14 protein-coding genes are annotated in these 12,489 nt (G+C 60.1%); 10 read left to right on the forward strand and 4 right to left on the reverse strand.

All coding sequences use genetic code 11. From position 1 onward, the window contains the following. Positions 1 to 551 precede the first annotated feature (551 nt). The 5 genes from G5S42_RS17215 (at position 552) to G5S42_RS17235 (ending at position 3,010) form a co-directional block, all read left to right on the forward strand. Complete coding sequence (locus tag G5S42_RS17215) at positions 552 to 998, forward strand: Ohr family peroxiredoxin (protein ID WP_176107859.1); 447 nt, start codon at positions 552 to 554, stop codon at positions 996 to 998. Between the two features lie 74 nt (positions 999 to 1,072). After that, a complete protein-coding gene (locus G5S42_RS17220; RefSeq protein WP_176107860.1) occupies positions 1,073 to 1,519 on the forward strand; it encodes an Ohr family peroxiredoxin in 447 nt (148 codons plus the stop codon). A 65-nt stretch (positions 1,520 to 1,584) separates the two neighbouring features. Beyond that, on the forward strand, positions 1,585 to 1,857 hold the full coding sequence (locus G5S42_RS17225) for a hypothetical protein (protein WP_176107861.1): 273 nt from the start codon (positions 1,585 to 1,587) through the stop codon (positions 1,855 to 1,857). A 104-nt stretch (positions 1,858 to 1,961) separates the two neighbouring features. Continuing rightward, positions 1,962 to 2,354 carry a VOC family protein gene (locus tag G5S42_RS17230; protein WP_176107862.1) on the forward strand — a complete coding sequence of 131 codons (393 nt, stop codon included), beginning with the start codon at positions 1,962 to 1,964 and terminating at the stop codon, positions 2,352 to 2,354. 197 nt (positions 2,355 to 2,551) lie between these two features. Further along, positions 2,552 to 3,010 (forward strand): MarR family winged helix-turn-helix transcriptional regulator, encoded by a 459-nt coding sequence (locus G5S42_RS17235; RefSeq protein ID WP_176107863.1) that lies wholly within the window; start codon positions 2,552 to 2,554, stop codon positions 3,008 to 3,010. 261 nt (positions 3,011 to 3,271) lie between these two features. Here G5S42_RS17235 and G5S42_RS17240 read toward each other — a convergent pair whose 3' ends face one another. The 4 genes from G5S42_RS17240 to G5S42_RS17255 all read right to left on the reverse strand — a co-directional run bounded on the left by G5S42_RS17240 (position 3,272) and on the right by G5S42_RS17255 (position 7,323). Continuing rightward, entirely contained in the window at positions 3,272 to 3,781 is a 510-nt protein-coding gene (locus G5S42_RS17240; RefSeq protein ID WP_176107864.1) for a hypothetical protein, read from the reverse strand. Positions 3,782 to 4,454: 673 nt separating this feature from the next. Continuing rightward, positions 4,455 to 4,961, reverse strand: coding sequence for a winged helix-turn-helix transcriptional regulator (locus G5S42_RS17245; protein WP_176107865.1), 507 nt, complete (start codon positions 4,959 to 4,961; stop codon positions 4,455 to 4,457). Between the two features lie 145 nt (positions 4,962 to 5,106). After that, complete coding sequence (locus G5S42_RS17250; RefSeq protein WP_176107866.1) at positions 5,107 to 6,684, reverse strand: aldehyde dehydrogenase (NADP(+)); 1,578 nt, start codon at positions 6,682 to 6,684, stop codon at positions 5,107 to 5,109. Positions 6,685 to 6,699: 15 nt separating this feature from the next. Further along, complete coding sequence (locus G5S42_RS17255; protein WP_176107867.1) at positions 6,700 to 7,323, reverse strand: cysteine hydrolase family protein; 624 nt, start codon at positions 7,321 to 7,323, stop codon at positions 6,700 to 6,702. A 490-nt stretch (positions 7,324 to 7,813) separates the two neighbouring features. Here G5S42_RS17255 and G5S42_RS17260 point away from each other — a divergent pair, with 490 nt between their 5' ends. The 5 genes from G5S42_RS17260 to G5S42_RS17280 all read left to right on the forward strand — a co-directional run bounded on the left by G5S42_RS17260 (position 7,814) and on the right by G5S42_RS17280 (position 12,401). Continuing rightward, positions 7,814 to 8,260 carry an Ohr family peroxiredoxin gene (locus G5S42_RS17260; RefSeq protein WP_176107868.1) on the forward strand — a complete coding sequence of 149 codons (447 nt, stop codon included), beginning with the start codon at positions 7,814 to 7,816 and terminating at the stop codon, positions 8,258 to 8,260. A 71-nt stretch (positions 8,261 to 8,331) separates the two neighbouring features. After that, a complete protein-coding gene (locus G5S42_RS17265) occupies positions 8,332 to 8,778 on the forward strand; it encodes an OsmC family protein (protein WP_176107869.1) in 447 nt (148 codons plus the stop codon). 486 nt (positions 8,779 to 9,264) lie between these two features. Beyond that, on the forward strand, positions 9,265 to 9,942 hold the full coding sequence (locus G5S42_RS17270) for a VOC family protein (protein WP_176107870.1): 678 nt from the start codon (positions 9,265 to 9,267) through the stop codon (positions 9,940 to 9,942). A gap of 119 nt (positions 9,943 to 10,061) precedes the next feature. After that, a complete protein-coding gene (locus G5S42_RS17275) occupies positions 10,062 to 11,441 on the forward strand; it encodes an FAD-containing oxidoreductase (RefSeq protein ID WP_176107871.1) in 1,380 nt (459 codons plus the stop codon). A 102-nt stretch (positions 11,442 to 11,543) separates the two neighbouring features. Next, positions 11,544 to 12,401 (forward strand): enoyl-CoA hydratase/isomerase family protein, encoded by an 858-nt coding sequence (locus G5S42_RS17280; RefSeq protein ID WP_176107872.1) that lies wholly within the window; start codon positions 11,544 to 11,546, stop codon positions 12,399 to 12,401. The last annotated feature ends 88 nt before the right edge of the window (positions 12,402 to 12,489 follow it).

The raw sequence follows: 12,489 nt of genomic DNA on the forward strand, positions 1-12,489 counted from the left end.
GCGCGCACCCGGCGCCGGCTTGCTTTCGTCGGACGATTTGTGACCTTTCACGCACCGCAGACGACGATGGCGAAGGATATAACTATGAAAATCATATCGTCAAGTGCGGCGTGAGTTTCCCGGACGATTTCCTGCGGAGCCGGCAAGTGCCGTGGCAATGCAGTTCACCTCATCGCGAACGTGCCGGATAGGCGGCGCAATCGTCCTGGCATCCCCGTAACAGTGGTTGCCTCAGTCGTAACGTGCTGCGCGCCGTCGCCGCCTGACAGGGGCACCGGTTAGACGTGTGCACACCTACTCTTGACAGGCGCCGCAATGCACATCATTCGCCGGCCCCAGGTCGGCCACGCGGTGGTTGCTTGCTTACACATTGAAAGACCGGCGTCACCCTACTGGCCAACAGTGAGATCGGTACTCAAGCTATCGAACAAGTGAATTCGATTAAAAAGTTTGCGATTGACATCGGCCGTGTCTTTCTCCATTATTCGACGCAAGCGATTACATCGCATGCGATCTAATAGCTTGCCCCCTTACTTACACAGGAACCCATCATGACCAAGATCGATCAAGTCCTCTTCTCAGGCAACTCCCACGCCACGGTCAACCATGACCCCGATGTCCAGCGTGGTGAGCACGGCGTGCTCGACCTCAAGCTTTCGGCTCTTAACAGCGAAGGCCGCAACTTCATTGCCACCGAGCTGCACCCGCGCGCCGAACAGCTGTTTTCTGGTGCCTGGTCGGCTTGCTACATCAGCGCGTTCGAAATTGCTGCTTCGCTGAAGAAGGTCACGCTGCCGACCGACTATTCCGTGGACATCAAGGTCAGTATCGGAACGGTCGGTAACGGATTCTGTCTTGGCGCCGAGTTCACCATCCGTGCACCGGGTCTGGCAACCGAAGTTATCGAGGCAATCGCGAAGCGCGCCCACGAAATCTGCCCGTACTCGAAGGCCGTTCACGGCAACATCGAAGTCGGCCTGAACGTCGTCGCTGCGTGACAAATAGATCGCACACGAGCACATCGGACAAGATGTAATTAGTTTTATTACCTTTATATACCCAGGAATCCATCATGGAAAAGATCGAACAAGTCCTCGCTGCAGGCAACTCCCACGCCACGGTTAACCGCGATCCCAACACCCATCGCGGCGAGTTCGGCGCCTACGACCTGAAGCTGACCGCGCCTTTCATCGAAGACGTCGAGTACATCGGCACGGAGCCGCACCCGCGCGCCGAGCAGCTGTTTGCTGGTGCCTGGTCGGCCTGTTACACCACCGTGTTCGGAATGGCTGCCCAGTCGAAGAAGGTCACGCTGCCGGCTGACTATTCCGTGGACATCAAGGTGAACATCGGCCAGACCGGTGCCGCTTGGTTCCTCGGCGCCGAGTTCAACATCAGCGTGCCGGGTGTGGAAAAAGAAGTCGTCGAGAAGATCGCGCACCTGGCCCATCAGATCTGCCCGTACTCGAAGGCTGTGCGCGGCAACATCGAAGTCAGCACGAACATCGTCGCGGCGTAATCCGCCTGGGCACGCGCTTCTTTGGGACACGTGCCCTCCACTGAACACCTTTACGGAATCTCATCATGAAGACCAAGCTAATCGTTGCACTGCTCGTCGCAGTTTCCGCGTCCGTCACCGCACCCGCGTTCGCCAGCGGCTATGGACCGGCTCCTTTCTACAAGCCCTCAGTCGGCGCGCCGGCATCTCAAAGCGGTCAGAGCCTGCGAACCGTCGCCGCGGAACGCGAGGACGCAGCCAGCACCGAGAATTCGTACGGCGGCGTAGTTTCCGGTGTATCACAAGCGGGGAGCCAGGTCGCGGCAACGCCGCGCGATAACTTCCTGTCGCATCACTAAATCGTGCATTCCGATCGCTGAGCCGTCGCGCATCTTCGTTATTCCTGCGCGCCGGCCACAGCATCGGGCGGTCCATAACCTATTCACCGGAATTGAAGCAAGCAATGTTCAGTCATGTAACGGTCGGCACCAACGACCTGGAAAAAGCAAAACGGTTTTACGATAGCGTGCTGAGTGTTCTCCACTATTGCGGCGGTCTTAACGACGACAACGAACTGCGTCGGCGTTATGTCTACCCCGCAGATACGGGTTTTTTCTTTATCACCCAGCCGCTCAATGGCCAACCGGCGACCAGCGCGAATGGTGGGACCGTGGGATTTAACTGCCAGTCGATCGAACAGGTCGACCGATGGCATGCCGCCGGTGTTGCCAACGGTGGAGAATCAGTTGAGGCGCCGCCCGGCGTGCGTGAGTCCAGGGTCGGTCGCCTCTACCTCGCCTATATGCGCGATCCGGACGGCAACAAGCTCTGCGCCGTGTACCGGATGCCGGTATGAGGCGTGCTCGGGAAGCGGAGACAATCGCCGCAGGGCGGGACGGCGCCGCGCAACCTCCGGGATGTGCGACAGGCGGCCCAGCAAATAACGAGGAGTTGTACTCCCTACGGCAGGGATGCGGCGCATGGTATGTTGCGATACAATCGCATGCGATATATATTTTGTGATACGTCAGGCTCCTGCCAAGGAGGATACACATGAAATCCAGGGATCAACTGGCACCCGAAAACCTGATGCTTTCCGACTACCTGTGCTTTGCGGTCTACTCCGCGAACCTGGCTTTTGGCAAGGCGTACAAGCCCATCCTCGAGGAACTCGGACTTACCTACCCGCAATTCATAGCGATCATTGCGCTGTGGGAGGAAGACAACCAGACGGTCAGCGGTCTGGGCGCGAAGCTCTTTCTCGAATCCAACACGCTTACTCCGATGCTGAAGAAGCTCGAGGCGATGGGCTATCTGGAAAGGCAACGCGATCCCGGTGATGAACGCCAGGTGCGGATCAGTCTCACAAAGACTGGCCGGCGACTGCGCGAAAAAGCGCTGAAGATGGACCTTGTCGAGACGGGCCTCGCGCCCGACGATTTCGCAAAAGTTCAAACGGCGGTCGTGACGTTGCGAAACAACCTTATCAAGTCAGTCCAGAACGGCGAATAAACGCTTACCGGCGGTATTGCAGCGGCGTCCTTTTTACGGACATTCAACCGGCGCGTTGGCTCTTCGTGCACGACGATCTGAAGGGCGAGCTACTTTCGGAGAAAAGCGTCCGAAGCTAATCGGACTTCTGCGAAGAGACACGTTGGGAGCAGCCGTGCGGGTGCGACGATGGGACGGCCGACATCTGGGCGCCATGGCGTAGTCGACCGTCGCGCGCCGACTATGCCATCGGTTCGTGCATCTGCAGACGTACGTCTCAATTTATGTTTGTATTGCCGCAGATTCCTGGTTGATGGGAATGATGCGATGACTCATGCGTGGCGCCGGCCGCTCTACGACGTCGTCACAACCGGCTTGCAATGCTGCATCGCCCGGTTCAGGCAGATGTCTGCACAAAAGTGCCGCGGATCTGGAGGCCGACAGTTCTGCAACGTTGCTGGCGAACGTTTGTAGAAACGTCTGCAGCGATGTACCGTTGTCTGCGCCCGATGAGCCAAACAAGGTGGTGAAATCCTGCTCCAACTTCGACACCACGTCGTTCACTGAAGTCGTCGAACCCGTATCGCTGCTTCCGCTGGCTTCTCCGGTCTGGCTGCTTTCCGCGCCAACGGCCCGTGCGAGCGATTCAAGCCCTGCAGCAAGCGGATTCGAGTAAGCCGTGGTTGATGCAACGTTCCCCTGATCACCAGAATTGCGCTGCGAGGCGGTGCCGTATTGCAGGCCTGGGGCGACCTGAAGGATCTGGCCCGATAAACTGCTCAAATGTCGCATCAACACCTGCTCCGGATAGCGACCCCGCATGCGAGGTGGTGCCAATGCCTTGGGCTCCTCCGGATGCAGGCGTACCGGTTTGGCCGAACGGGAGAGCGAGTCCCGGTTGAGAAAACGCCTGAACGATCGCTTGCACCAGCGGATTCCCGGGGGGCGACGATGGAGTCTCCGTCTGCTGCTTGTACGTTTGTGCGAGCGGCTCGCGCTGTACGCTGATCCCTGGTACTTGTCCCGAATCCAGCAATAGCTGAACACGGAGGTCTTTGTAGTCCTTGCTGTTGAGTTGATGTGCAATCGTCAGTGGTCACTTTTCCTTGTCAGATCCGTTGTCGAACAACTTCAATGCTGCGTTCGCCCGTTGAACAGCGTTAGTTCATCACACAGCTGCTACGAACGGAGAGCCCTTGGCAGAGTCGGGGAATGCGACGAGCAGTGCGATGATCCGGTATGTTTTCGTGGCGCAGACTCCAGGAAAGTGTTCTGTCGCGTTGAATCACTCAATTTATTGCATGCGATAAATGGTGACGAAGAAATGTCAATTCCCAAAGCGTAGGTGAGCCTGTTTCATCGACTTTCAGTGTTGCTCGAGAGGGCCCCCCTGCGCTACAGCTGCCACAGCTATGGCTTCTCCCGCGGTCCTCTCTTATTGCGTCGACCTAGCGGCGCGTATGAATCACGCGGACTTAGCGGTCTTCACTGCGTCCTGTCGCGCCGCGCGCTCCTGCGCGTAGGAAGGGCTAAATTCAGCCTTTAGATCTTCCCGTCGCAATGGTTCACCACAGGCTTGGCAGACTGTGCCAATCCCGGCATCGTGGCCACAGGTTAGGTGCGTATAGAGGACTGCGACGTCCTCGTTCGGGGACTTGTGCCATGTCTCCCCCCATTCGCGGAGCGCAAGGATGACCGGGTAGAACGCCCGACCCATCTCCGTGAGCTCGTATTCGTAGCGAGTGGGCTTTTTCATGTAACGCTTGCGCTCGATCATGCCGTTTGCTTCAAGTCGTTTGAGGCGGGACGAGAGCATCTGCGGTGTTGCCTGCGACTGCGCCAACAGGCCGTCGAACCTTCGGTTGCCCATGAACAGCTCGCGCAAGACCAAGACAGTCCAGCGGTCGCCGATGACATCCTGAGACCGCGCGACCGGGCACAGCGTATCGCTACTCTTGGACAACGCAGGCATGCAAGACCTCATAAACGATGATAAGTATGATAATCATATCTATGATATCACGGGTTCGCCGCGCGCGCGTACGCCGCGAACTCGTGACTTCGCAGTCTGTGCGGATTACGCGCTGCTGCCACGCTACGTTCAAGCAGGCGGCCGTTCAGGCCTTGGACAACTCGCCGTCAGTCAGACGCCAGATGCCGCACGGGTTGCTATGCCGCAAAGCTTCCGGTAGCAGGTCATCCGGAAATCCCTGGTAGCAGACAGGCCGCAGGAAGCGCTCGATCGCAGTCATGCCGACAGAGGTAAAGCGGCTATCCGAAGTTGCCGGGAAGGGGCCACCGTGGATCGACGCATATGACACCTCTTGTGGATGCGCAAACGCATTGACGACGATCCGTCCCGTACGACGTTCGAGAAGGGGCAGCAGGCGCGCGGCGAGTGTGTGATCAGCGGGATCGATGTGCATCGTTGCCGAGAGCTGGCCCCGAAACTGCTTGGCGATGGCGGTCAGTTGCTCGAGGTCCCTCACCCGCACCAGTAGTGCCGCGGGTCCGAAAACCTCTTCCGACAAAGCCGGATTCTCCAGCATCCGGGCCCCGTCGATTTCGAAGAGAATCGATTGACCGTCCCACGCACCCTGTGGTTCTCCGCCCGCTGCGATTCGCCTCGCCCCGGCGTTGCTCTGGCGTTCGACGTTCTTCCGATAAGCCGTGAAAATGCCTGGCGTCAACATCGTGCGCGCCTGCATTGCTTCGACGCGGGAGATCATCGCCGCCTTCAGTTCAAGGTAACCCGGCCCGTCAATGGCGAGCAGGATGGCGGGCTTCAGGCATGCCTGACCGACGGTAACGAGCATGCGTTCGGCGAAACCATCGCCAATGACGCCACCCCTGGCAGCGAGCGCAGCTGGCATTACGAAAGTCGGATTCACACTCGTCATTTCGGTAAAGACCGGTATTGGGTCTGGACGCTGCTGGGCGCGCCGGAACAGTGCCATTCCACCGCCTTCCGACCCTGTGAAGGTGACTCCCCTGATGAGCGGATGGTCGACCAACGCCTCGCCGATTTCGTTCCCACCGCCGCGGACCAGAGAAAACACGCCTTCATGGAAGCCCGAATCCTTCACGGCTTGCTGGATCACCCGACCCATCATTTCAGACGCGCCTGGGTGCCCGTTGTGGGCCTTCACGATGACAGTGCAGCCGGCAGCCAGCGCCGACGCAGTGTCCCCGCCCGCGACCGAATAGGAAATCGGGAAATTGCTCGCACCAAAAATCGCGACCGGGCCGAGTCCGATTTTTTGCATCCGATGGTCCATTCGTGCGCGCGGCTGACGTTCCGGTTGAGCACGGTCGATCGTCGCCTGGCGGAAGCGCCCCTGACGGACGACGGTCGAGAACTGACGAAACTGGAGTGCAGACTTCGCGGCCTCTCCTTCGAGTTGCGCCACCGGCAAGCCGGTTTCGAGCGACGCGCGTCGCGCGAGTTCCGGCGTCACGACGTCGAGGCCCTCGGCGATTCGCTCAAGGAATTCGGCGCGATCGATAAGGCTGGTGTGACTGTAGCTATCGAACGCCTCGTCGGCGAGTTGTGCTGCGCGATCAATCTCTTCAATTCCGCCGAATGCGAAGGTCGGTTCAATCTCGACATTCAATGTCGGATCAAGTGCCTTCATGCTGCCGGACGTCCCCGCGACTTCCTGCGCACCAATTAGTAGATTACCGGTGAGTTTCATGAGAGTTCCTTTCGATCAGGCGGGAAGTGCAGCAACCAGCTCTGCCGTCGTCAGGATTTCATGGGCGAACGTGGGACCATTCAGTTCGTGCGCGGCGCGCATCATTTCCCTGGTGAAAGCCGCTGTAGCGTCTCGAACGAGTGTGACGTGATAACCCAGTTCCATTGCAAAGCGGCTCGTTGACTCAATACAGGTATTCGCCAGCAGGCCGACCACGATCACGTGCGTGATCCCTTGCTGTTTGAGCTGGAAGTCGAGGTCGGTGTTAGCAAAGCCGCTTTGGCCCCAGTGCTCGTGAGTGATGATGTCGCCTTCCTGCGGCACAAAGTCAGGATGCCACTCACCACCCCACGTGCCCTTGGCGAACGTTTGGCGCTTCTGCACGAGGCGTTGAGTTGGGTTCGGATGGTTCCAGTTTTCGTAATCACCAGGTTGCCAGCGGCGATGCGGCACATAGAAAACCTGGATATCTGCTTTTCGCGCGCTAGCGACAGCAGCACGGAGATTGTCGAGCAGCCGGACTTCGGCGGCGATATCACGCAGCATCGGAAAGAGCTTGCCGCCATCGGAGAGAAAATCGTTGTACGGATCGACCAGCAACAGTCCGGTGCGGTCCGCGTCGTATGCAGGGTTGGACATTTCAATACTCCATTAGGTCAGTGTGCGAATGAAGCATTCGCGTTGCACAGTCGGCGCCGGGTTGCGTTTGTTGGACGATTCGTGACGCCTCACGCATCGAAGATGGTGCGGGAAGAATATAACTATGATAATCATATCGTCAAGGGAGACACGGCTTTTCGGACGATCCACCGGAAGCTGACCCTTCTTCGGTACGCTGTCCAGCGAACCGCAGAGCGTGCCGGGTGGGCGCGTCATTGACCCCGGCGACGCGCCAGAATTGACCTGCTCTCCGGTGGCGGACAAGAAAGCGCGCGGCCCGTACGAAGCCGCACCAGACAGGCGGCATCGGGCTGGCCAGCAGCGGATCCACATTCATGCTATCGACGAGGCGTATGCGATTAAATCTTTTTCGATTGACATCGGGCTCGTCTTTCTCCATTATTCGACGCAAGCGATTACATCGCATGCGATCTACGGTGCTTGACACCTTTAACCAAACAGGAACCCCATGACCAAGATCGACCAAGTCCTCTTCTCAGGCAACTCCCACGCCACGGTCAATCACGACCCCGATGCCCAGCGCGGTGAGCACGGCGTGCTCGACCTCAAGCTGTCAGCGCCCAACGGCGAAAGCCGGGATTTCATCGCCACCGAACTGCATCCGCGAGCCGAGCAGATGTTTGCGGGCGCGTGGTCGGCCTGTTACATCAGCGCGTTCGAGATTGCGGCCTCGATGAGGAAGGTCGCGCTGCCGTCCGACTATTCCGTGGACATCCAGGTCAGTATCGGCACGGTCGGTAACGGGTTTAGTCTCGGCGCCCAGTTCACCATCCGCGCGCCGGGTCTGGCAGCGGAAGTCGTCGAGGCACTTGCGAACCGCGCCCATCAGATCTGCCCGTACTCGAAGGCCGTGCACGGTAACATCGAGGTTGGCCTGAACGTCGTCACGGCTTGATACGTAAATCGCATACGATTACATCGGACGCGAGATAAACCGTTTTATTACCTTATACACAGGAATCCATCATGGAAAAGATCGAAAAAGTCCTCGCTGCAGGCAACTCCCACGCCACGGTCAATCGCGACCCCGATGCCCAGAGCGGCGAGTATGGCGTCTATGACCTCAAGCTGACAGCACCCGGCGTTGAGGATCTCGATTACATCGGCACCGAGCCGCACCCGCGAGCCGAGCAGCTGTTTGCTGGCGCCTGGTCGGCCTGTTACACCACCGTGTTCGGGATGGCGGCCCAGCTGAGGAAGGTCACGCTGCCGCCCGACTATTCCGTGGACATCCGGGTGAACATCGGGCAGACCGGTGCTGCGTGGTTCCTCGGCGCCCAGTTCGACATCCACGTGCCGGGTGTGGAAAAGGAAATCGTCGAGAAGATCGCGCACCTGGCCCATCAGATCTGCCCGTACTCGAAGGCTGTGCGCGCCAACATCGAGATCAGCACGAACATCGTCGCGGCGTGATCCGCATGGGCACGTGTCTCTTTGCGGGGGCGCGTGCCCTTCACTGAACACCCTTGAGGCTGATTCTTCGAAAGCATGCTGCGATAGCAAACGTCTCATCTTCCGCGCGCTGCCATCGAGAGTCATGGGGCTTTTGACCGTAGCCTGTCGAGGAGCAAGATCTGACGGGTAGGGTCATGCTGATAGGTTTTCGTAATTGTGCTGACCTACGATAGCACTCAGGCCTGCGACGGCGGGTGTTGCCAGCGCAGGGGGCTTTGCGTGTGCGTCGATGCTGGCGTCAACCGAATGCCAGGCCCGATCGTCGACGGCTAGATGCAGATGTCCAGGCCTGAGGGTCGAGCCGACCGCGCCCGCGCTGAACACCGATTTAAGCGATGATTCGCCGCAGTCGATCCTGCCCAAATTCCATCCAGCCCTCATCGCCGAGAGTTGCTGTCCTCAATCTCAAAGGCCGCGTTGCAGTGCGGGCAATCGGAGGTTCACATGAGCAGTGCCGTATTTGAGACTCAAAATGTGCGTGGTGTGGACATGAAGCTCGAGGTCATTGTCGTCCCGGTTTCGGACGTCGAGCGCGCCAAGCGGTTTTATGGTCGCCTGGGATGGAGGCTTGATGCCGACTATGCCTCCGACGACGGCAACTTCGGCGTAATCCAGTTCACGTCCCCCGGTTCCGGGTGTTCGGTCATCTTCGGCAAGAACGTCACCGCGGCAACACCTGGCTCCGCCCAGGGACTGTACTTGATCGTCTCCGACGTCGAGGCGGCTCGCGAGGAACTGCTGGCTCGCGGGGTGGCGACGAGCGAAGTGTTCCACGACGCCGCTGGCGTGTACGCCGGCTCCGATGAGCCCTATCTGTTCGGGCGGGTCCGGGTTAGCGGCCCAGACCCCGAGCGTCGGAGCTACCGCTCGTTCGCCTCGTTCAGCGATCCAGACGGCAATGGCTGGCTGCTTCAGGAACTCACTCACCGAGCGGCCGGTCGGGTGGACACAGACGCCATCACCTTCACCTCAACTGCGGATCTCGCGGCGGCGTTCCGACGGGCGGAGGCGGCGCATGGCGAGCACGAGAAGCGGACCGGAGGCCAACGCGATGAGAATTGGCCCGAGTGGTACGCGCAGTACATGGTTAGTGAGCAGGCAGGCAAGGAATTGCCTTTGTGAGCAGGCACCTGCGACGAACGCTTTCGTAACGCGGAGGGGCGAAACCTCGCGGACGCGGTTGCTTGAAAAGGTCCAGGACCTGTCACTACTGCGCATAGCTTCTCAACGGAAGGTCGCCAATGACGAGCGATTTCGACGCAATCATCATCGGGGCCGGGCAGGCCGGTCCATCCCTCGCGGGCCGGCTGACCGATGCCGGAATGATCGTCGCGCTCGTCGAGCGCAAACTCTTCGGGGGAACCTGCGTGAACACCGGCTGCATGCCGACCAAGACACTCGTGGCCAGTGCCTATGCCGCGCACCTGGCGCGGCGCGGCGCTGAATATGGTGTCGTGCTGGATGGTCCCGTCCGGATCGACATGGTGCGGGTGAAGGCGCGTGCCGACGAAGTCTCGCGCAACGCGCGCACGGGCGTCGAGCGCTGGCTGCGCGGCATGAAGGGGTGTACGGTGCTACAGGGCTCCGCTCGCTTCGAGTCGCCGGACACGGTTGTGGTGGGTGACGAATACCTCCGCGCGCCGCGCATTTACGTCAATGTCGGCGGGCGCGCGATTGTCCCGAATCTGCCGGGCATCGATCAGGTAAGCACTCTGACCAATACGTCAATGCTGGCGCTCGACCGCGTGCCCGAGCATCTGGTCGTAATCGGCGGAAGTTATATCGGACTGGAGTTCGCTCAGATGTACCGCCGGTTCGGCGCACGGGTGACCGTCGTGGAGCAATCGCCGCGCCTCGTTATGCGTGAAGACGAAGAGGTCTCGGTTGCGATCAGGGAGATTATCGAGTGCGAGGGCATCACCGTGCGGGCCGGTGCCCAATGCATTCGTTTCGCCCCGCACGCGGCAGGCGTTGCCGTCGGGGTCAACTGCACGGACGGCGAACCGGAGATCGTGGGCAGCCACGTCCTCCTGGCCGTGGGGCGTCGGCCCAACACGGACGACCTCGGGCTCGACAAGGCCGGAGTCGCGACCGACGCGCGCGGCTACATCCGCGTCGACGATCAGCTCGCGACCAGCGTGCCCGGTATCTGGGCGCTCGGTGATTGCAACGGCCGGGGGGCCTTCACACATGCGGCCTACAACGACTTCGAGATCGTTGCGGCCAACGAGCTTGATGGGGAGGCGCGCCGAGTGAGCCAACGGATCCAGGCCTACGCCCTGTTTATCGATCCGCCCTTGGGCCGCGTCGGCATGACCGAGACCGAGGCGCGGGCGAGCGGCCGACCGCTGCTGGTCGGGCACCGGCCTATGACCCGTGTCGGGCGCGCCGTGGAGAAGGGCGAGACAAAGGGCTTCATGAAGGTGGTCGTTGATGCGCAGACGTCAAGAATCCTCGGTGCGGCTATCCTGGGTACCGGCGGCGACGAGGCAATCCACGGTCTCCTCGACGTGATAAACGCAGGCATCCCGTATGCGGCCCTCCAGCACGCAGTCCCGATACACCCGACCGTATCTGAACTCATCCCGACCGTGCTTGGAGAGATGAGGGCGGTTTCTTGAGCCGGCTTTCTGCGCAGTAGGGGTTCCCGACGTGTATGCCGCCGCGACCTGAGATTCCCTTGAGCGAAACGCTGGTCTACCCATCCCCGTAGGAGAAGCACCATGCCTGACGCCTCACAGTTCGACATCGACCTCAGCAGTCCGGGCCGGTGGACGATCACCTTCAACAACCCGCCGATCAACATGTTTGTTCCTGCGACGATCGTCGAATTGGGAACAGTAATGGCCGACCTCGACTCGGACCCGTCCGTGAAGGTCGTTGTCTTCCAGTCGGCGAATCCCGATTTTTTCGTCGCCCATCTTGATGTAGCTAAGGCGGCCGAACGGCCAGATGTGTTGGGTCTTTGGCGCGACTTCGTACTGCGACTCGCGTCATCGCCAGTGGTAAGCATTGCAAAGATTCGCGGCCGCACGCGCGGCATCGGGAACGAGTTTGTTCTGGCCTGCGATATGCGCTTTGCCAGCAGGCAGAGTGCCATATTTGGCAACCCCGAGGTCGGGGTTGGTCTGGTTCCGGGAGGCGGAGCACTGGAATGGCTCCCGCGCCTGGTCGGTCGGTCGCGGGCACTTGAGTTTGTTCTCAGCGCCGACGACTTCGACGCCGACATAGCCGAATGCTACGGCTGGGTAAACCGCACGTTGGAAGATGACGCTCTCGACGCCTTTGTCGATACGCTGGCCCATCGCCTGGCCTCTTTCGACCGTGAAACACTCGGCGCGGCGAAAGCTCAGATCAATCGTTGCGGAATGCCGGCGGCTAGCGAAATCCAGTCGAGCATTGACATGTTCTTTCCAGCGCTGGCCTCGCCAAGTGGGCAGGCCCGCCGCGCCAAGCTCCGGACCCTGGCCTACGGAGTTCCGAGCGATTTCGAATTGAACTTCGGCAGGTACCTGCCCGCGCTAGGGCAGGCGGGCGACGATGACACGGGCGCGCCGGTCGCCGGCGCGGCAAAGGGCTGAGCCTCCTCCTGCAATTCGCGCGGCGCCCGTCGACGCGGTGCGTCGCAGGTTTTTCCCTAGCCTCAGACTTCGTCTCGGACATCCGAGA

It is taken from the genome of Paraburkholderia youngii, from assembly GCF_013366925.1.
Taxonomy (GTDB): domain Bacteria; phylum Pseudomonadota; class Gammaproteobacteria; order Burkholderiales; family Burkholderiaceae; genus Paraburkholderia; species Paraburkholderia youngii.